Genomic DNA, 19,044 nt, shown 5'->3' with positions numbered 1-19,044 from the left:
AGCTGAACCAAAAGAAACGACAGATATCCAAGGTAAAGAACAAAACGGTAAACCTGAATTCAAACCAGGAAACCCAGAAGTGCCAATGGATGACGAAGTGCCAGCAACCTTCGAAGATGGAGCAACAACTAAAACTATTCCAGGAGAAGGAACTTACAAAGTAAGTCCAGATGGAACAGTAACGTTTACACCTGAGAAAACATTCACAGGAGTAGGAACAGGAGTAACAGTTAAACGTGTAGACAAGAATGGAACACCAGTAACAGCTAAATACACCCCAACGGTAACGCCAGTAACCCCAACAGCAGATCCAGCTGAAACAACAGATATCCAAGGTAAAGAACAAAACGGAAAACCAACCTTCAAACCAGGTAATCCAGAAGTACCAATGGATGATGAAGTGCCAGCAACATTTGAAGACGGATCAACTAAGAAAGTAATTCCAGGAGAAGGAACTTACACTGTAGCCAAAGATGGAACAGTAACATTCACTCCAGAGAAGACCTTCACAGGAGTAGGAACAGGAGTAACAGTTAAACGTGTAGACAAGAACGGAACACCGGTAACGGCTAAATACACCCCAACAGTAACTCCGGTCAAACCAACTGGCACACCTGCAGTATCTGAAGGTCCTAAAGGTCAACCACAATCAGGAATTCCAACATTTACACCAGGAAATCCAATTGTTCCAATCGATGAAGAAGTACCACCAACCTTCGAAGATGGAACGACTACGAAAGTAGTACCAAATGAAGGGACATATACAATCGATAAAGATGGTAAAGTAACCTTCACTCCGGAAAAAGAATTTACAGGTAAAGCCAAAGGTGTGACGGTCAAACGTGTAGATAAGAACTGGACATCAGTTACAGCTAAGTACACTCCAACAGTACGTCCAGATACTACACATGTTGATAAAGATGGAAACCCATTATCACCATCAGAAGATGGAACTAAACCATCTAAAGATATCCCAGGATACAAAGTAGTTAAAACTGAAATCGACGAAAAAGGAAATACAAAACACATCTATGAAAAAGTGACAACAAGTCACAAAGATAAAGATGGTAATGTAATTCCAAACTACCCAGTTGAAGAAGGAGAAAATCCTAAGAAAGATATCCCAGGCTACCGCTTCGTAGAGACTAAGAAACTTCCAAACGGCGATACAGAGCACGTTTATGAGAAAGTTAAGACAAGTCATAAGGATAAAGACGGAAATGAGATTCCGAACTATCCAAGTGAAGATGGAACAACTCCTAAGAAAGACATTCCAGGTTACCGTTTCGTAGAAACTAAGAAACTTCCAAACGGAGATACAGAACACGTCTACGAAAAAGTTAAAACTTCATTCAAGGATAAAGAAGGTAAAGAAATTCCAAACTATCCAAGTGAAGAAGGTGAGCAACCTAAGAAAGATATTCCAGGATATAAATTTGTAGAGACTAAGAAGCTTCCAAATGGCGACATCGAGCACGTCTACGAAAAAGTTAAAACTTCATTCAAGGATAAGGAAGGCAAAGAAATTCCGAACTATCCAAGCGAAGAAGGTGAAACACCTAAGAAAGATATCCCAGGTTACCGCTTCGTAGAAACTAAGAAACTTCCAAACGGCGACATCGAGCACGTCTACGAAAAAGTTAAAACTTCATTCAAGGATAAAGAAGGTAAAGAAATTCCAGGATATCCAACAGAAGAGGGTGAGCAACCTAAGAAAGATATCCCAGGTTACCGCTTCGTAGAGACTAAGAAGCTTCCAAATGGAGACTTCGAGCACGTTTACGAGAAGATTTCAAGTCCATATATTCCTCAACCAAATCCAGGTAAACAAACTACAACAACTTGGACAGATGAAAAAGGAAATCCATTGAAACCAACGGAACCAGGTTCTAAAGAGCCAGGAACAATTCCAGGTTACGAATACGTTAAGACTGTGACAGATCCAAATGGAAATATCAGACATATCTTCAAGAAAGTCGAGATTCCAACTCCAAGACCAGTTGAACCAAGTCAACCAGTACAACCAGTTTCTCCACAAGAGCCAACAAGCCCTGAGAAACCAGTAAGTCCAGACATGCCAGTAGTACCTGAGCAGCCAAAACAACCAGCAACACCTAAATATGTTGAAGGTCAAAAAGAGTTGCCAAATACTGGTACAGAAGACAATGCTAGCCTAGCAACACTTGGACTTCTTGGAGTCTTGAGTGGATTTGGACTTGTAGCTCGCAAGAAGAAAGAAGACTAAGCTTTCTAACTGACATGATTTGTTTGCAATGAACAGATTATCCTTAAAGCTGATGAATCGAATGATTCATCAGTTTTTTGGCTATTCTGGCTACAGAGTGAGTAGCGAAATCGGGCTCTTTGGGAGTAAATAATGATTATACTTTCATATTTCGGAGAAAATATGGTATAATAGAGAGTAAAAACTTTGAAAGAAAGAAAAAGATGAATTTAAAAGATTATATTGCAACAATTGAAAATTATCCTAAGGAAGGCATCACCTTCCGTGATATCAGTCCTTTGATGGCTGATGGAAATGCTTATAGCTACGCTGTTCGTGAAATCGTTCAGTATGCTACTGACAAGAAAATCGACATGATCGTGGGACCTGAGGCTCGTGGTTTTATCGTGGGCTGTCCCGTTGCCTTTGAATTGGGAATTGGTTTTGCACCTGTTCGTAAGCCAGGTAAATTGCCACGCGAAGTTATTTCTGCTGACTATGAAAAAGAGTACGGGGTTGACACCTTGACTATGCATGCTGACGCCATTAAACCAGGTCAACGTGTTCTTATCGTGGACGACCTCTTGGCAACAGGTGGAACTGTTAAGGCAACCATCGAGATGATTGAAAAACTTGGTGGTGTTGTAGCAGGTTGTGCCTTCCTTGTTGAATTGGATGAATTGAACGGCCGTGAAAAAATCGGTGACTACGACTACAAAGTTCTCATGCATTATTAATGAAAAACAGTCCTTAGGGCTGTTTTCTCTACATTAGGATATAAAAATAGGCTATAGCTAGTTAGAGAAAAACTATAATTGAAAACTATATCTTCTTGCAGTATAATAAAAGGACTAAGTGTTTGAATTTTAGCTTCAAACGCATGCAATTATTCCTGAAAGAGTACAGTTAGGAGAGGGTTATGCCGATTCGAATTGATAAAAAATTACCAGCTGTTGAGATTTTACGGACAGAGAATATCTTTGTTATGGATGATCAACGTGCTGCCCACCAAGATATCCGTCCCTTGAAGATTTTGATTTTAAATCTTATGCCAAAAAAAATGGTGACAGAGACTCAGTTGTTGCGCCATTTGGCTAATACGCCCCTACAACTGGATATTGATTTCCTCTATATGGAGAGCCATCGTTCTAAGACAACTCGTTCAGAGCACATGGAGACCTTTTATAAAACCTTTCCAGAGGTTAAGGATGAGTATTTTGATGGGATGATTATCACGGGTGCTCCAGTTGAGCATTTACCATTTGAGGAAGTAGACTATTGGGAGGAATTCAGTCAGGTAATTGAGTGGTCTAAGACCCATGTCTATTCGACGCTTCATATCTGTTGGGGAGCTCAGGCGGGACTCTATCTCCGCTATGGTGTAGAAAAATACCAGATGGACAGTAAGTTATCAGGTATTTATCCTCAGGATACTTTAAAAGAGGGACACCTTCTCTTCAGAGGATTTGATGATAGCTACGTATCACCTCATTCACGGCACACGGAGATTTCTAAGGAAGAGATCTTAAATAAAACCAATCTAGAGATTTTATCGGAAGGACCTCAGGTTGGGGTTTCGATTTTGGCCAGTCGTGATTTACGAGAAATTTATAGTTTTGGGCATTTGGAGTATGACCGTGATACCTTGGCAAATGAATATTTCCGAGATCGTGATGCAGGTTTGGATCCTCATATTCCAGAAAATTACTTTAAGGATGATGATATCAACCAGACACCTTGTCTTTGTTGGTCTTCATCTGCAGCCCTCTTTTTCAGTAACTGGGTAAACTATGCGGTCTATCAAGAGACGCCTTTTGACTGGAGAAAGATAGAAGATGATGCATCTGCATATGGGTATTTATAAGAGGAATTATGACATATTTAGACGCTTTTAAATCAGGGAACTTGGTTTTACCGAGTGCCCTGCTCTTGCATTTTAAGGAACTCTTTCCTTCCAGCGACGATTTTCTGGTCTGGCAATTTTTCTATTTGCAAAATACGACAGGTTTGGAAGAAATGTCCCCAAGCCAGATTGCTGAAAGGATTGGCAAGGAAATTTCAGATGTCAACCAGGCTATTTCCAATCTGACGGAGAGGGGACTGCTTCAGTATCGAACCATCGAATTGAATGGTGAAATTGAATTGCTTTTTGATGCTAGTTTGGCTTTGGAACGTTTGGATAATTTGCTTGGAGCAGCTCATTCAAGTTCAGACCAGTTGACACCTCAAAACCAGCTCAAGGATTTGGTAGAAACTTTCCAGCAGGAATTAGGGCGCTTGTTGACCCCTTTTGAGATTGAGGATTTGACTAAGACACTAAAAGAAGATGGGACCAGTGCTGACTTGATTAAGGAGGCTCTTCGTGAAGCGGTTTTGAATGGCAAACCAAACTGGAAGTACATCCAGGCCATTTTGAGAAATTGGCGCCATGAAGGAATCAAGAGTGTGGCTCAAATTGAGGCTAAGCGGGCAGAAAGAGAAGCAAGCAATCCTCAGTTGACACAGGTATCGGCAGATTTCAGAAATGCCATGGATCTCTGGAAGGATTAATCCATGTAAGCAGGCTTGAAATCCGAGTAAGATTTGCAAGCTGTGTCTAATTGTGATAAAATAAATAGAAAATAAATTGAAAAAAGAGGTATGTGAAATGTCACGTAAACCATTTATCGCTGGTAACTGGAAAATGAACAAAAATCCAGAAGAAGCTAAAGCATTCGTTGAAGCAGTTGCATCAAAACTTCCTTCATCAGATCTTGTTGAAGCAGGTATCGCTGCTCCAGCTCTTGATTTGACAGCTGTTCTTGCTGCTTCTAAAGGTTCAAACCTTAAAGTTGCTGCTCAAAACTGCTACTTTGAAAATGCAGGTGCTTTCACTGGTGAAACAAGCCCACAAGTTTTGAAAGAAATCGGTACTGACTACGTTGTTATCGGCCACTCAGAACGTCGTGACTACTTCCATGAAACTGACGAAGATATCAATAAAAAAGCAAAAGCAATTTTTGCAAATGGTATGCTTCCAATCATCTGTTGTGGTGAGTCACTTGAAACTTACGAAGCTGGTAAAGCAGCTGAATTCGTAGGTGCTCAAGTATCTGCTGCATTGGCTGGATTGACTGCTGAACAAGTCGCTGCCTCAGTTATCGCTTATGAGCCAATCTGGGCTATCGGTACTGGTAAATCAGCTTCACAAGACGACGCACAAAAAATGTGTAAAGTTGTTCGTGACGTTGTAGCTGCTGACTTTGGTCAAGAAGTTGCAGACAAAGTTCGTGTTCAATACGGTGGTTCTGTTAAACCTGAAAACGTTGCTTCATACATGGCTTGCCCAGACGTTGACGGTGCCCTTGTTGGTGGTGCGTCACTTGAAGCTGAAAGCTTCTTGGCATTGCTTGACTTTGTAAAATAATTAGTAAGTAGCAAAAGCTAGGTGGAACAGCATTCAGATGTCTGTTCCATTTTTTATAAGGGAGGAAAGATTGAAAACAAAGATTGGAAAAATTGGATTAGCAAGTATCTTTTTACTAGGATTAGCAGTTAGTCATGTAGCTGCAGATGAAGCTGAAGCGAAAGCGTCTTCGGAAGAAAGCAGTGTTCAAGCTTCTTCTAGTAAGGTAGAAGAAAAGAAATCAGAAACAACAAGTCAAAAAGAAGAGAAAAAGGTTGAGACTTCTTCTAGTCAGCGTCCTGAGAAAAAGGAAGAAGAAAAAGAGACTCGTGCTAGTAGTCAGAAAGAAGAAAGCAAGCCAACTTCAACATCAGCCCACTGGGAAGGCGACTTTTATGTGAAGGCAAATGGTTCAAAAGCTAAGAGTGAGTGGATCTTCGATACTAGCTACAATAGCTGGTTCTATATAAAAGCAGATGGTCGTTATGCCCAAAAAGAATGGCATGGAAACTATTACCTCAAAGCGGGTGGTTACATGGCTAAAAATGAATGGGTTTACGATAACCATTATAAGAGCTGGTTCTACCTCAAAGCAGACGGTTCTTATGCAGAACAAGAATGGCAGAAAATTAATGGCAAATGGTACTATTTCAAGAAGTGGGGCTATATGGCTAAAAGTCAGTGGCAAGGAAATTATTTCTTGAATGGTCAAGGTGCCATGATGCAAAACGAATGGCTTTATGATAATCATTATAAGAGTTGGTTCTATCTTAAGGCAGATGGTTCTTATGCTAATGAACAGTGGCAAAAGATTGATGGAAAGTGGTATTATTTTAAGAAGTGGGGATACATGGCTCAAGATGAGTGGCATGGAAACTACTATCTTACTGAAAGTGGTGTCATGGCAACAGGTGAGTTAATCATGGACGATACTCGTTATACTTTTGCCGATTCAGGGGAACTGAAAGAAAAGAAAGCCTTGAATGTTGGTTGGGTTTATCGAAATGGACACCGTTATTTCTTTAACCATCGTGAAGAACAGGTTGGAACTGACCGTGCTAAGAAGGTTATTGATGTCAGTGAGCATAATGGCCGCATTAGTGATTGGAAAAAGGTTATCCAGGAAAATGGGGTTGATGGTGTTATTGTGCGCTTAGGATACAGCGGTGTAGAAGATAAGGAATTGGCACATAATATTCAAGAATTTAATCGACTAGGCATTCCTTATGGTGTTTATCTTTATACCTATGCAGAAAATGAAACAGATGCTGAGAATGATGCTAAGCAGACTATTGAACTCTTGAAGAAATACAAGATGAACTTATCTTATCCAATCTACTATGATGTTGAAAACTGGGAGTATGAAAATAAATCTAAGAAAGCTCCAGCAGAGACAGACACTTGGGTTAAAATCATCAATAAGTATATGGAAACCATGAAGCATGCTGGTTACCAAAACGTGAAAGTTTATAGCTATCGTCAGCTTTTGCAAACTCGTTTGAATCATCCAAATATTTTACAACATGTAAACTGGGTTGCAGCTTATACGGATGCGCTTGATTGGAACAATCCTCATTATTCAGGAGAAAAAGGATGGCAATATACTTCATCTGACTCTCTTAAAGGGATTCGAGGGCAGGTTGATGTCAGTGTCTGGTATTAAGCTGTAAAACTGAGAAAGAGAGTGGGACAGAAATCGGTAATTCGTTAGAATTTGATTTCGTCGTACCACCTCCGCACAGTTGAGTAGGGCTGTAAAAGCTGATGAAATCAGCGTAGTAGAGCCCACTCAACTACTGCGTCTTGCTTGACAATCCAAAGATAATTGAGAGGCTAGGGCTTTTGTCCCAGCCTCTTTTCTTTATTTTATCTCTGTTAAGAGAGTTTGAAAGTGACTGGGTTTCATTCTAAAAAATTCTTAAATTATCAGTCTATTGCAACTTTTCTCATGTGAGTCATTTGGCTTGCTATTGGTTTTCCTTAGTAGTATACTAAGGTAGTAATCATTAAGAAGTGGTTACAAATAATAATGAATGAGGTAAAATAAAATGGTAGAATTGAAAAAAGAAGCAGTAAAAGATGTAACATCATTAACAAAAGCAGCGCCAGTAGCATTGGCAAAAACAAAGGAAGTATTGAATCAAGCTGTTGCTGATTTGTACGTAGCTCATGTGGCTTTGCACCAAGTACACTGGTATATGCGTGGTCGTGGTTTCCTTGTATGGCATCCAAAAATGGATGAGTATATGGAAACTCTTGACGGTCAATTGGATGAAATCAGCGAACGCTTGATTACACTTGGAGGTAGCCCATTCTCTACATTGACAGAATTCCTTCAAAACAGTGAAATCGAAGAAGAAGCTGGTGAATACCGTAATGTTGAAGAAAGCTTGGAACGTGTTCTTGCTATCTACCGTTACTTGTCAGAACTTTTCCAAAAAGGTTTGGATGTCACTGATGAAGAAGGTGACGATGTGACAAACGGTATCTTCTCAGACGCTAAAACTGAAACTGATAAAACAATCTGGATGCTTGCGGCAGAACTTGGACAAGCACCTGGTTTGTAAGAAACAAGACAACATAGATAAATCTGTAGGAAAATTCTTACAGATTTTTTCTATTTTGTAAGCTATTCCAAACCAGTCTTTTTTTTAGTTTTTTGATAAAATAGTACTATCAGTAAAAAGGATGGAAGCATGACTAAGAAAATCGTAGCTATTTGGGCCCAGGATGAAGAGGGTGTGATTGGTAAGGACAATCGTCTGCCTTGGCATTTGCCAGCAGAACTGCAACATTTCAAGGAAACAACTCTGAATCATGCTATCTTGATGGGGCGCGTGACCTTTGATGGGATGGGGCGTCGCTTGCTTCCAAAACGGGAGACCTTGATTTTGACACGTAACCTAGAAGAAAAGATAGATGGAGTTGCTACTTTTCACGATGTCCAGTCTGTCTTGGACTGGTATCAGGTTCAAGAAAAGAATCTCTACATTCTCGGTGGGAAGCAGATTTTTCAGGCTTTTGAGTCCTATTTGGATGAAGTGATTGTGACTCACATTCATGCTCGGGTGGAGGGAGATACCTATTTTCCTGAGGAGTTTGACTTATCTCTTTTTGAGACAGTTTCAAGCAAATCCTATACCAAAGATGAGAAAAATCCTTATGATTTTACCATCCAATACCGCAAGAGAAAGGAAGTCTAATGGAACGTAGTATATTTGGTTTTTTCACAGCTATGCTGTGTTTGGTCTGCTTGCTTGCAGGGGCACAGGCTTTTCGTAAAAAGCGCTATGGACTTTCTGTCCTGCTCTGGTTAAATGCCTTTACCAATTTGGTCAATAGTATCCATGCTTTTTACATGACCTTATTTTAGATAGAATGACAGTATAGAATAGAACGGAAGGAAATCATGCCTACAACTAGGAATAATGATATGATGGTTTATTGCTCATTTTGTGGCAAAAGCCAAGAAGAAGTACAAAAAATAATTGCTGGGAACAACGCCTTTATCTGTAATGAATGTGTGGAGTTGGCCCAGGAAATCATTCGTGAAGAGTTGGCTGAGGAAGTCTTGGCAGACTTGTCAGAAGTTCCAAAACCAATCGAACTCCTCCATATCTTGAACCACTATGTAATCGGTCAAGACCGTGCCAAACGGGCTTTAGCAGTAGCAGTATACAACCACTACAAACGCATCAATTTCCACGATACGCGTGAAGAGTCAGAAGATGTGGATTTGCAGAAGTCAAACATCTTGATGATTGGCCCAACTGGCTCAGGGAAAACTTTCCTTGCCCAGACCTTGGCTAAGAGCTTGAATGTGCCTTTTGCGATTGCGGATGCGACAGCTCTTACCGAGGCTGGTTATGTGGGTGAGGACGTGGAAAATATCCTCCTCAAACTCCTGCAGGCCGCTGACTTTAACATTGAGCGCGCAGAGCGTGGCATTATCTATGTGGATGAAATTGACAAGATTGCCAAGAAGAGTGAGAACGTGTCTATCACACGTGATGTTTCTGGTGAAGGGGTGCAACAAGCCCTTCTCAAGATTATTGAGGGAACAGTTGCAAGCGTGCCGCCTCAAGGTGGACGCAAACATCCGCAACAAGAGATGATTCAAGTGGATACCAAAAATATCCTCTTCATCGTGGGTGGTGCTTTTGATGGTATTGAAGAAATTGTCAAACAACGTCTGGGTGAAAAAGTCATCGGATTTGGTCAAAACAATAAGGCGATTGACGAAAACAGCTCTTACATGCAAGAAATCATCGCAGAAGATATTCAAAAATTTGGCATTATCCCTGAGTTGATTGGACGCTTGCCTGTCTTTGCAGCTCTTGAGCAATTGACAGTGGATGACTTGGTTCGTATCTTGAAAGAGCCAAGAAATGCCTTGGTAAAACAATACCAAACCTTGCTTTCTTATGATGATGTCGAGTTGGAATTTGACGACGAAGCCCTTCAAGAGATTGTAAATAAGGCCATCGAACGCAAAACTGGTGCGCGTGGTCTTCGCTCCATCATCGAAGAAACCATGCTAGATGTCATGTTTGAAGTACCGAGTCAGGAAAATGTGAAATTGGTCCGCATCACAAAAGAAGCTGTCGATGGAACGGATAAACCAATCCTAGAAACAGCCTAGAGGTGACTATGGAACTTAATACACATAATGCTGAAATCTTGCTCAGTGCGGCTAACAAGTCCCACTACCCACAGGATGAACTGCCAGAGATCGCTCTTGCAGGGCGTTCAAATGTTGGTAAATCCAGCTTTATCAATACCATGCTGAACCGTAAGAATCTGGCTCGTACGTCAGGGAAACCTGGGAAAACCCAGCTTCTCAACTTCTTTAACATTGACGACAAGATGCGCTTTGTGGATGTTCCTGGTTATGGTTATGCTCGCGTTTCCAAAAAAGAGCGTGAAAAGTGGGGGCGCATGATTGAGGAATATCTGACAACTAGGGAAAATCTCCGTGCGGTTGTTAGTTTGGTGGATCTCCGCCATGACCCGTCAGCAGATGATGTGCAGATGTACGAATTTCTCAAGTATTATGAGATTCCGGTTATCATTGTGGCGACCAAGGCGGACAAGATTCCTCGTGGTAAATGGAACAAGCACGAATCAGCAATCAAAAAGAAATTAAACTTTGACCCAAGTGACGACTTCATCCTCTTTTCATCTGTCAGCAAGGCAGGGATGGATGAGGCTTGGGATGCAATCTTAGAAAAATTGTGAGGAAAAGAAAATGGCAAAAACAATTCATACAGACAAAGCTCCAAAGGCTATCGGACCCTATGTTCAAGGAAAAATCGTTGGCAACCTTTTGTTTGCTAGTGGTCAAGTTCCTCTCTCTCCTGAAACTGGGGAAATCGTAGGAGAGACTATCCAAGAACAGACAGAACAAGTCTTGAAAAACATTGGTGCTATTTTGGCAGAAGCAGGAACAGACTTTGACCATGTTGTCAAAACAACTTGTTTCTTGAGCGATATGAACGACTTTGTTCCTTTTAACGAGGTTTACCAAACGGCCTTTAAAGAGGAATTTCCAGCTCGTTCAGCAGTAGAGGTAGCTCGTCTTCCTCGTGATGTAAAAGTCGAAATTGAAGTCATCGCAGAGATTGGATAAGCTAGTTGAAGTTTGGTGTTGCCAAACTTCTTTTGATATAAGGAGAAAAAGATGACAAAGAAACAACTTCACTTGGTGATTGTGACAGGAATGAGTGGTGCAGGGAAAACAGTTGCCATTCAGTCCTTCGAAGATTTGGGTTATTTTACTATTGATAATATGCCGCCAGCTCTCTTGCCTAAGTTTTTGCAGTTGGTGGAAACAAAGGAAGACGACCATAAGTTGGCCTTGGTAGTAGATATGCGTAGCCGTTCTTTCTTCTCAGAGATTCAAGCTGTTTTGGATGAGTTGGAAAACAAGGAAGAACTGGACTTCAAAATTCTCTTTTTGGACGCAGCTGATAAGGAATTGGTCGCTCGTTACAAGGAAACCAGACGGAGTCACCCACTAGCAGCAGATGGACGGATTTTGGATGGAATCAAGCTGGAACGTGAGCTCTTGGCACCTTTGAAAAATATGAGTCAAAATGTGGTGGATACGACTGAACTCACTCCACGTGAGTTGCGTAAAACCATTGCAGAGCAGTTTTCGGATCAAGAACAAGCCCAGTCTTTCCGTATCGAAGTCATGTCTTTTGGCTTTAAGTATGGTATCCCGATTGATGCAGACTTGGTCTTTGATGTCCGATTCTTGCCAAATCCCTACTATCTACCAGAACTGCGTAATCAAACAGGTGTGGATGAACCAGTGTATCACTATGTCATGAACCATCCTGAGTCAGAAGACTTTTATCAACATTTATTGGCCTTGATTGAGCCGATTTTGCCAAGTTACCAAAAGGAAGGGAAGTCCGTTTTGACCATTGCCATGGGGTGTACGGGTGGACAACACCGTAGTGTGGCCTTTGCTAAACGCTTGGCGCAGGACTTATCCAAGAATTGGCCTGTTAATGAAGGGCACCGCGACAAAGACCGAAGAAAGGAAACGGTAAACCGTTCATGAGAAAACCAAAGATAACGGTGATTGGTGGAGGAACTGGGATTCCTGTCATTCTAAAAAGTCTGCGTGAAAAAGATGTGGAAATCGCTGCTATCGTAACGGTGGCGGATGATGGTGGTTCATCAGGTGAACTCCGAAAAAATATGCAACAATTGACACCGCCAGGTGATCTTCGTAATGTCCTTGTGGCCATGTCGGATATGCCTAAGTTTTATGAGAAAGTCTTTCAGTATCGCTTTTCTGAAGATGCTGGAGCCTTTGCTGGCCATCCATTGGGCAATCTCATTATTGCGGGTCTGTCAGAAATGCAGGGTTCGACCTATAATGCCATGCAGTTGCTGAGCAAATTTTTCCATACCACTGGAAAGATTTATCCTTCCAGTGACCATCCCTTGACCCTTCATGCAGTCTTTCAGGATGGGACAGAAGTGGATGGAGAGAGCCATATTGCAGACCATCCAGGCATGATTGACCATGTCTATGTGACCAATACCCTCAACGATGATACGCCTCTGGCTAGCCGTCGAGTAGTGCAGACCATTCTTGAAAGTGACATGATTGTCCTCGGACCTGGTTCTCTCTTTACCTCTATTTTGCCCAATATCGTGATTAAGGAAATCGGGCAGGCGCTTTTGGAAACCAAGGCAGAAATCGCCTATGTCTGTAATATTATGACCCAACGTGGGGAGACAGAACACTTTACAGATAGTGATCACGTGGAGGTCTTGCATCGCCACCTTGGTCGACCTTTTATCGATACTGTCTTGGTAAATATCGAAAAAGTGCCTCAGGAATACATGAATTCCAACCGTTTTGATGAATATTTGGTCCAGGTGGAACATGATTTTGCTGGTCTTTGTAAGCAAGTTCCGCGTGTGATTTCATCCAACTTCCTTCGTCTGGAAAATGGGGGTGCCTTCCACGATGGAGATTTGCTCGTGGATGAGTTGATGCGGATTATACAGGTGAGAAAATGAGTTTCACAGTAGCAGTAAAAGAAGAAATCCTAGGTCAGCACCATCTGAGCCGGCATGAATTATCTGCCATTATCAAGATGTCTGGTAGCATCGGTCTCTCGACCTCGGGCCTGACCTTGTCTGTCGTGACAGAAAATGCCAAACTGGCTCGTCACCTCTATGAGTCCTTTCTCCATTTCTACGAAATCAAATCGGAAATTCGCCACCACCAACGGAGCAATCTCCGCAAGAATCGAGTCTATACCGTTTTTACAGATGAAAAGGTGCAGGACCTGTTGAGTGATTTGCACTTGGCAGACTCCTTCTTTGGCCTAGAAACAGGTATTGATGAGGAGATTTTATCAGACGAGGAAGCAGGTCGTGCTTATCTTTGTGGCGCTTTCTTGGCAAATGGAAGTATTCGTGATCCGGAGTCAGGTAAGTACCAGTTGGAAATCAGTTCTGTTTATCTGGATCACGCGCAAGGGATTGCCTCTCTTCTCCAGCAATTTTTACTGGATGCCAAGGTGCTTGAGCGCAAGAAGGGGGCTGTGACCTATCTCCAGCGAGCTGAAGACATTATGGACTTCTTGATAGTAATCGGAGCCATGCAGGCGCGTGATGATTTTGAGCGAGTTAAGATTTTGCGCGAAACCCGTAATGATCTCAATCGAGCCAATAATGCCGAGACAGCTAATATCGCTCGGACAGTCTCTGCCAGCATGAAGACTATCAACAATATCAGCAAAATCAAAGATATCATGGGCTTAGAAAACCTGCCAGTGGATTTGCAGGAAGTGGCGCAGTTGCGGATTCAGCACCCAGACTACTCTATCCAGCAGTTAGCAGATAGCCTCAGCACCCCTCTGACCAAAAGTGGTGTCAATCACAGACTCAGAAAAATCAATAAGATAGCCGATGAGTTATAGAGATATAAAACACCTCTTTCTTGACAATTGAATAGAGCATGTGAGATAATAAAGGGGAATTGAGAAGTTCTAGCATTTTAGTGCTATCAGAAATCCCCTCAGTACTGCAATACCAAGGGGATTTTTTCTGGGTTAGATAGCACTAACCAGGAAGGTTACTTGTCGAAGTGATCGTCTAACCAACGAGTCACCAGCCATGAGATGATATTCTCGATGACTGCGATAAGTACTATTTTGAGAAGTTCTAGCATCTGTAATACCTCCTTTTCCAAGGCGTATCGTTAGTGCCATCGTTATTATATCATATGCTTTATCAATTTGATAGGACATTTTTGATTTTTGAAAAAGAAGGGGAAAGGTATGAGCTAATCAGATTGTAGATGAACTATAAAACCACGAATCCTATGTGACTCGTGGTTCTTTTTTATAAACTAGTAGAGTGTTTTGGTTGTACTTTTTGCTCTGGGTCAATGTAGTTGATGGCATTGTTTACAGCAGTCGGTGCTTCCCCTAGACCTGTCGCAATCAGATCAATTTTTCCATCATAGTAGCAGCAGTCACCGATAGCATAGATACCTGCTTGGCTAGATTCTTGCTTGCTGTTGACGATAATCTTGTGACGATTGAGGTCCAGACCCCAGTTTTTAAGGTTACCGACAGAAGATTTGAAACCATAGTTGACAAAGAGGTGGTCTAGGTCAATCGTTTCGGTTTCATCAGATTTGACTTTTGTGATTTCAAGTTTATCGAGCGTTTTTCCATCTCCAAGGAGTTGGCTAGGGACGAATGGTGTCTTGATGGTCACAGATGATTCCTGTAAGGCTTGGACACTGTGTTCCAAGGCGCGGAAATTATCTCTGCGGTGGACAAGGGTAGTTGGTGTGATTTTTTCAAAAGCCAAAGCCCAATCCACAGCCGAGTCTCCTCCACCAAGAATCGTCACTTTCTTACCAGCATATTGCTGGATGTTGGAAACGTGGTAGTGGATATTTTCATAGCCCTCAACGCCTTCTAGTTCCAGCGGACGTGGTTTAAAGGCACCGCCACCCATAGCGATGATAACAGTTTTAGACAAGTGACTTCCTTTAGAAGTTGTAATGACAAAGCCTTCTTCTTGTTTTTCAATCTCAAGAACCGTTTCATTGAGATGGATAGGAGTATCAAATCCATTTAGTTGTTCAATCAAGCGGTTGGTCAATTCTTCTCCAGTCAGATTTGGGAAACCTGGTACGTCTAGGATTTCCTTTTCAGGGTAGAGAATAGCAGGTTGTCCACCTAGTTGTGGAAGAGAGTCGATGATTTGAACCTTGGCTTGGCGTAGATGGGCATAAAAGGTTGCAAAAAGCCCGACTGGACCACCACCTACAATAGTGATATCATAGAGTTGAGACATGGTTTCTCCTTTGTTTTTTCTAGTCAGTTTATTTTATCATATTTTTTCTTTAATTTAAAATGAAGTAGGATAGGGAAAAAAATGTCAGAAAAATGGTATAATAGAAAGGAACGTGTTTGGACAGAGAGGAGACAGCAGATGAACTTTCAACAATTATCCAACCTGCAATATTGGACTAGCTTGTTTTCTAGTCCTTGGAGTATCGCCATCAATCTGTTTGATATTTTGATTGTGACCTATGTTTTGTATCGTTTTACAAAAGCGATAGCTGGCACTAAGATTATGATTTTGGTGCGTGGGGTCGTGATCTTTGTATTAGCTCAGGTTGTGGCCAATATCCTTGGTTTAACAACGATTTCTTGGTTGATTAATCAGATTATTACCTATGGGGTCATTGCTGCGGTTGTTATCTTCTCTCCAGAGATTCGGACTGGTTTGGAACGCTTGGGAAGGGCGACAGATTTCTTTTCTACTACTCAAATTAGTGCAGAAGAGAAAATGATTCGTGCCTTTGTTAAGTCAGTTGAATACATGAGTCCCCGTAAGATTGGTGCTTTGGTTGCCATTCAACGGGTTCGGACCTTACAAGAATACATTGCGACAGGGATTCCTTTGGATGCCAATATTTCAGCTGAACTCCTTATTAATATCTTTATCCCCAACACTCCCCTACACGATGGTGCTGTGATTATCAGAGAAAATCGGATTGCAGTGACCTCTGCCTATCTGCCCTTGACAGAAAGTACAGGAATTTCCAAGGAATTTGGGACCAGACACCGGGCGGCTATCGGTTTATCAGAAGTGTCCGATGCCTTGACTTTCATCGTGTCAGAGGAAACAGGTGGTATTTCTATTACTTACAATGGGGTTTTCAAGCATGATTTGACGATTGAAGAATTTGAAGCAGAGCTACGAACAATTCTTTTGCCAGCTGTTGAGGAAAAAGCCAGTTTCAAGGACCGTTTGCTAGGAGGTTGGAAATATGAGAAAAAATAGTCTATATATCATTTCATCTCTCTTTTTTGCTTGTGTCTTATTCGTTTATGCAACGTCGACCAACTTTCAAAATAGCAATACCGCAAGGCAGGTCAAATCAGAAACCTACACCAATACGATAACGAACGTTCCTATCGATATTCACTATGATGATGACCAGTATTTCATTAGCGGATTTGCATCAGAGGTTTCAGTTGTGCTGACAGGAGCTAATCGTGTGACCTTGGCCAGCGAAATGCAGGAGAGCACTCGTAAGTTTAAGGTGACTGCTGATTTGACGGATGCCAGTGTTGGAACGATTGAAGTTCCCTTGAACATTGAAAATCTTCCAAGTGGATTGACCGCTGTGGCAACGCCTCAAAAGATTACAGTGAAAGTTGGGAAGAAGGTTAAGCGAGATGGGATGATTGTTGTGCCACAAGTTGACCAAAGCCAGATTGATCCCAAGCTACAAATTGATAGTGTAACCGTGTCAAACGAACGAGTTTCTGTCACAACTGACCAAGAAACATTAGCTAAAATTGATCGTATTATTGCGCTTTTACCAACTAGCGAACGTATAACAGGTAATTACAGTGGTTCAGTACCATTGCAGGCAATCGACCGCAATGGTGTTGTCTTACCGGCAGTTATCACTCCGTTTGACACAACAATGAAGGTGACTACAAAACCTGTGACACCAAGTTCAAGCACATCAAATTCAACTACAAGCAGTTCGTCGGAGACATCTTCGTCAACGAAAGCAACTAGTTCAAAAACGAATTAAAAAATAGGAAAAGGATTTTATAAAAATGGGTAAATATTTTGGGACTGATGGAGTCCGTGGAGAAGCTAACGTAGAATTAACGCCGGAATTGGCCTTTAAACTAGGACGTTTTGGAGGCTATGTTCTCAGTCAACATGAAACGGAAGCACCGAAAGTTTTTGTAGGACGTGATACACGTATTTCTGGGGAAATGCTAGAATCTGCCTTGGTGGCAGGTCTCCTCTCTGTAGGGATTCACGTCTACAAACTTGGTGTCCTTGCAACACCAGCAGTAGCTTACTTGGTAAAAACTGAGGGAGCCAGTGCAGGTGTCATGATTTCTGCTAGTCACAACCCAGCCCTTGATAATGGGATTAAGTTCTTTGGCGGTGATGGCTTCAAACTAGATGATGAAAAAGAAGCAGAAATTGAAGCCCTGCTAGATGCTGAGGAAGACACTCTTCCTCGTCCAAGTGCTGAAGGCCTGGGAACCTTGGTAGATTATCCAGAAGGCTTGCGTAAGTATGAAGGCTACCTTGTTTCAACTGGAACTCCTCTTGAGGGAATGAAGGTTGCCTTGGACACAGCCAATGGTGCAGCGTCTACAAGTGCCCGTCAAATCTTTGTAGACCTTGGCGCTCAATTGACTGTTATCGGGGAAACACCAGATGGTCTTAATATCAATCTTAATGTTGGTTCAACTCACCCAGAAGCCCTTCAAGAAGTGGTCAAAGAAAGTGGCTCAGCTATCGGTTTGGCTTTTGATGGAGACAGCGACCGCTTGATTGCTGTTGATGAAAATGGCGATATCGTCGATGGTGACAAGATCATGTACATCATCGGGAAATATCTTTCTGAAAAAGGACAATTGGCCCAAAATACAATCGTGACAACTGTGATGTCTAACCTTGGTTTCCATAAGGCCTTGGACCGCGAAGGTATTAACAAGGCAGTTACTGCAGTTGGCGACCGCTATGTTGTGGAAGAAATGCGAAAATCAGGTTACAACCTTGGTGGTGAACAGTCTGGGCACGTCATCTTGATGGATTACAATACCACAGGTGATGGTCAATTATCAGCTGTCCAATTGACTAAAATCATGAAGGAAACTGGTAAGAGCTTGTCAGAGTTGGCAGCAGAAGTAACCATTTATCCACAAAAATTAGTCAATATCCGAGTGGAAAATGCCATGAAGGAAAAGGCTATGGAAGTGCCAGCTATCAAGACTATCATCGAGAAGATGGAAGAAGAAATGGCGGGGAACGGGCGTATCCTTGTTCGTCCAAGTGGAACAGAACCCCTCTTGCGTGTTATGGCAGAAGCACCTACAACAGAAGAAGTGGACTACTATGTTGATACCATCGCAGACGTAGTCCGAGATGAAATCGGGATTGACTAGATCCTAGAAAACTAGATGAAAATAAAAAAATATGGTACAATAGCTTATAATATTGTAGCCTAGGGAGAAAGACATGAATCTTAAACGTGAACAAGAATTTGTTAGTCAGTATCATTTTGATGCGCGTAATTTTGAATGGGAAAATGAAAATGGAGCTCCTGAAACTAAGGTGGATGTGAACTTCCAATTGCTCCAACATGATCAAGAAAATCAAGTGACTTCCTTGATTGTCATCTTGACCTTTATGATTGTATTTGATAAGTTTGTCATCAGTGGAACCATTTCACAGGTAAACCATATCGATGGTCGCATTGTCAATGAACCAAGTGAATTGAGCCAAGAAGAAGTGGAAACTTTGGCCCGTCCATGTTTGAACATGCTCAACCGTTTGACTTACGAAGTAACTGAAATTGCATTAGACTTACCAGGAATCAATTTGGAGTTCTAAT

General features: G+C 41.8%; 20 protein-coding genes. 19 read left to right on the top strand and 1 reads right to left on the bottom strand.

The window, feature by feature from the left end; all coding sequences use genetic code 11:
* The 15 genes from JQ841_RS03060 to whiA all read left to right on the top strand — a co-directional run.
* The coding region (locus JQ841_RS03060; protein WP_203180092.1) for a MucBP domain-containing protein at positions 1–2,245 on the top strand (2,245 nt) is incomplete at its 5' end.
* 203 nt (positions 2,246–2,448) lie between these two features.
* Positions 2,449–2,961, top strand: coding sequence for an adenine phosphoribosyltransferase (locus tag JQ841_RS03055; RefSeq protein WP_001049318.1), 513 nt, complete (start codon positions 2,449–2,451; stop codon positions 2,959–2,961).
* A gap of 182 nt (positions 2,962–3,143) precedes the next feature.
* Positions 3,144–4,088, top strand: a complete 945-nt coding sequence (gene metA / locus JQ841_RS03050) for a homoserine O-acetyltransferase MetA (RefSeq protein WP_203180091.1) — start codon at positions 3,144–3,146, stop codon at positions 4,086–4,088.
* 8 nt (positions 4,089–4,096) lie between these two features.
* Positions 4,097–4,774, top strand: coding sequence for a DnaD domain-containing protein (locus JQ841_RS03045; protein ID WP_203180090.1), 678 nt, complete (start codon positions 4,097–4,099; stop codon positions 4,772–4,774).
* Positions 4,775–4,871: 97 nt separating this feature from the next.
* On the top strand, positions 4,872–5,630 hold the full coding sequence (gene tpiA, locus JQ841_RS03040; RefSeq protein WP_203180089.1) for a triose-phosphate isomerase: 759 nt from the start codon (positions 4,872–4,874) through the stop codon (positions 5,628–5,630).
* 37 nt (positions 5,631–5,667) lie between these two features.
* Positions 5,668–7,272: a GH25 family lysozyme gene (gene lytC, locus JQ841_RS03035; protein ID WP_203180088.1), complete on the top strand. Its 1,605-nt coding sequence runs from the start codon at positions 5,668–5,670 to the stop codon at positions 7,270–7,272.
* 385 nt (positions 7,273–7,657) lie between these two features.
* Positions 7,658–8,176, top strand: coding sequence for a Dps family protein (locus JQ841_RS03030; protein WP_050280517.1), 519 nt, complete (start codon positions 7,658–7,660; stop codon positions 8,174–8,176).
* Between the two features lie 129 nt (positions 8,177–8,305).
* Positions 8,306–8,812, top strand: a complete 507-nt coding sequence (locus tag JQ841_RS03025) for a dihydrofolate reductase (RefSeq protein ID WP_024475379.1) — start codon at positions 8,306–8,308, stop codon at positions 8,810–8,812.
* Positions 8,812–8,982 (top strand): hypothetical protein, encoded by a 171-nt coding sequence (locus JQ841_RS03020; protein ID WP_000442260.1) that lies wholly within the window; start codon positions 8,812–8,814, stop codon positions 8,980–8,982. The genes JQ841_RS03025 and JQ841_RS03020 overlap by 1 nt, the downstream gene beginning before the upstream one ends.
* 36 nt (positions 8,983–9,018) lie before the next feature.
* Entirely contained in the window at positions 9,019–10,251 is a 1,233-nt protein-coding gene (gene clpX, locus JQ841_RS03015; RefSeq protein ID WP_203180087.1) for an ATP-dependent Clp protease ATP-binding subunit ClpX, read from the top strand.
* A gap of 8 nt (positions 10,252–10,259) precedes the next feature.
* Positions 10,260–10,847 (top strand): ribosome biogenesis GTP-binding protein YihA/YsxC, encoded by a 588-nt coding sequence (gene yihA, locus JQ841_RS03010; RefSeq protein WP_000422605.1) that lies wholly within the window; start codon positions 10,260–10,262, stop codon positions 10,845–10,847.
* Between the two features lie 10 nt (positions 10,848–10,857).
* Positions 10,858–11,238, top strand: coding sequence for a RidA family protein (locus tag JQ841_RS03005; protein WP_001140420.1), 381 nt, complete (start codon positions 10,858–10,860; stop codon positions 11,236–11,238).
* A 51-nt stretch (positions 11,239–11,289) separates the two neighbouring features.
* Positions 11,290–12,180 (top strand): RNase adapter RapZ, encoded by an 891-nt coding sequence (rapZ, locus tag JQ841_RS03000; protein ID WP_153192189.1) that lies wholly within the window; start codon positions 11,290–11,292, stop codon positions 12,178–12,180.
* The gene (locus tag JQ841_RS02995; protein ID WP_203180086.1) at positions 12,177–13,154 is read left to right on the top strand and encodes a YvcK family protein; all 978 of its coding nucleotides are present in this window, start codon (positions 12,177–12,179) and stop codon (positions 13,152–13,154) included. Before rapZ ends, JQ841_RS02995 begins: the two co-directional genes overlap by 4 nt.
* The gene (whiA, locus tag JQ841_RS02990; RefSeq protein WP_004262315.1) at positions 13,151–14,062 is read left to right on the top strand and encodes a DNA-binding protein WhiA; all 912 of its coding nucleotides are present in this window, start codon (positions 13,151–13,153) and stop codon (positions 14,060–14,062) included. Before JQ841_RS02995 ends, whiA begins: the two co-directional genes overlap by 4 nt.
* Before the next feature lie 424 nt (positions 14,063–14,486).
* On the opposite strand, the gene JQ841_RS02985 is transcribed toward whiA, so the two are convergent.
* Entirely contained in the window at positions 14,487–15,455 is a 969-nt protein-coding gene (locus JQ841_RS02985) for an NAD(P)/FAD-dependent oxidoreductase (RefSeq protein WP_203180085.1), read from the bottom strand.
* A gap of 138 nt (positions 15,456–15,593) precedes the next feature.
* Here JQ841_RS02985 and cdaA point away from each other — a divergent pair, with 138 nt between their 5' ends.
* The 4 genes from cdaA (at position 15,594) to JQ841_RS02965 (ending at position 19,043) form a co-directional block, all read left to right on the top strand.
* Positions 15,594–16,451 (top strand): diadenylate cyclase CdaA, encoded by an 858-nt coding sequence (cdaA, locus tag JQ841_RS02980; protein ID WP_238395585.1) that lies wholly within the window; start codon positions 15,594–15,596, stop codon positions 16,449–16,451.
* The gene (locus JQ841_RS02975) at positions 16,438–17,217 is read left to right on the top strand and encodes a CdaR family protein (RefSeq protein WP_203180083.1); all 780 of its coding nucleotides are present in this window, start codon (positions 16,438–16,440) and stop codon (positions 17,215–17,217) included. The genes cdaA and JQ841_RS02975 overlap by 14 nt, the downstream gene beginning before the upstream one ends.
* 25 nt (positions 17,218–17,242) lie before the next feature.
* Entirely contained in the window at positions 17,243–18,595 is a 1,353-nt protein-coding gene (gene glmM / locus JQ841_RS02970; protein ID WP_203180082.1) for a phosphoglucosamine mutase, read from the top strand.
* A gap of 73 nt (positions 18,596–18,668) precedes the next feature.
* Positions 18,669–19,043 (top strand): DUF1149 family protein, encoded by a 375-nt coding sequence (locus JQ841_RS02965; RefSeq protein WP_001050087.1) that lies wholly within the window; start codon positions 18,669–18,671, stop codon positions 19,041–19,043.
* Position 19,044 lies beyond the last annotated feature (1 nt).

It is taken from the genome of Streptococcus mitis, from assembly GCF_905187535.1.
In the GTDB taxonomy this organism is placed as follows: Bacteria; Bacillota; Bacilli; order Lactobacillales; family Streptococcaceae; genus Streptococcus; species Streptococcus mitis_BS.
This window is presented reverse-complemented; position numbering and strand designations above follow the sequence as displayed.

Excerpts from the sequence above, each read along its gene's own strand:
- JQ841_RS03055 (WP_001049318.1), top strand. The coding sequence starts at position 2,449 with ATGAATTTAAAAGATTATATTGCAACAATTGAAAATTATCCTAAGGAA.
- metA (WP_203180091.1), top strand. The coding sequence starts at position 3,144 with ATGCCGATTCGAATTGATAAAAAATTACCAGCTGTTGAGATTTTACGG.
- JQ841_RS03045 (WP_203180090.1), top strand. The coding sequence starts at position 4,097 with ATGACATATTTAGACGCTTTTAAATCAGGGAACTTGGTTTTACCGAGT.
- tpiA (WP_203180089.1), top strand. The coding sequence starts at position 4,872 with ATGTCACGTAAACCATTTATCGCTGGTAACTGGAAAATGAACAAAAAT.
- lytC (WP_203180088.1), top strand. The coding sequence starts at position 5,668 with ATGTCTGTTCCATTTTTTATAAGGGAGGAAAGATTGAAAACAAAGATT.
- JQ841_RS03030 (WP_050280517.1), top strand. The coding sequence starts at position 7,658 with ATGGTAGAATTGAAAAAAGAAGCAGTAAAAGATGTAACATCATTAACA.
- JQ841_RS03025 (WP_024475379.1), top strand. The coding sequence starts at position 8,306 with ATGACTAAGAAAATCGTAGCTATTTGGGCCCAGGATGAAGAGGGTGTG.
- JQ841_RS03020 (WP_000442260.1), top strand. The coding sequence starts at position 8,812 with ATGGAACGTAGTATATTTGGTTTTTTCACAGCTATGCTGTGTTTGGTC.
- clpX (WP_203180087.1), top strand. The coding sequence starts at position 9,019 with ATGCCTACAACTAGGAATAATGATATGATGGTTTATTGCTCATTTTGT.
- yihA (WP_000422605.1), top strand. The coding sequence starts at position 10,260 with ATGGAACTTAATACACATAATGCTGAAATCTTGCTCAGTGCGGCTAAC.
- JQ841_RS03005 (WP_001140420.1), top strand. The coding sequence starts at position 10,858 with ATGGCAAAAACAATTCATACAGACAAAGCTCCAAAGGCTATCGGACCC.
- rapZ (WP_153192189.1), top strand. The coding sequence starts at position 11,290 with ATGACAAAGAAACAACTTCACTTGGTGATTGTGACAGGAATGAGTGGT.
- JQ841_RS02995 (WP_203180086.1), top strand. The coding sequence starts at position 12,177 with ATGAGAAAACCAAAGATAACGGTGATTGGTGGAGGAACTGGGATTCCT.
- whiA (WP_004262315.1), top strand. The coding sequence starts at position 13,151 with ATGAGTTTCACAGTAGCAGTAAAAGAAGAAATCCTAGGTCAGCACCAT.
- JQ841_RS02985 (WP_203180085.1), bottom strand. The coding sequence starts at position 15,455 with ATGTCTCAACTCTATGATATCACTATTGTAGGTGGTGGTCCAGTCGGG.
- cdaA (WP_238395585.1), top strand. The coding sequence starts at position 15,594 with ATGAACTTTCAACAATTATCCAACCTGCAATATTGGACTAGCTTGTTT.
- JQ841_RS02975 (WP_203180083.1), top strand. The coding sequence starts at position 16,438 with ATGAGAAAAAATAGTCTATATATCATTTCATCTCTCTTTTTTGCTTGT.
- glmM (WP_203180082.1), top strand. The coding sequence starts at position 17,243 with ATGGGTAAATATTTTGGGACTGATGGAGTCCGTGGAGAAGCTAACGTA.
- JQ841_RS02965 (WP_001050087.1), top strand. The coding sequence starts at position 18,669 with ATGAATCTTAAACGTGAACAAGAATTTGTTAGTCAGTATCATTTTGAT.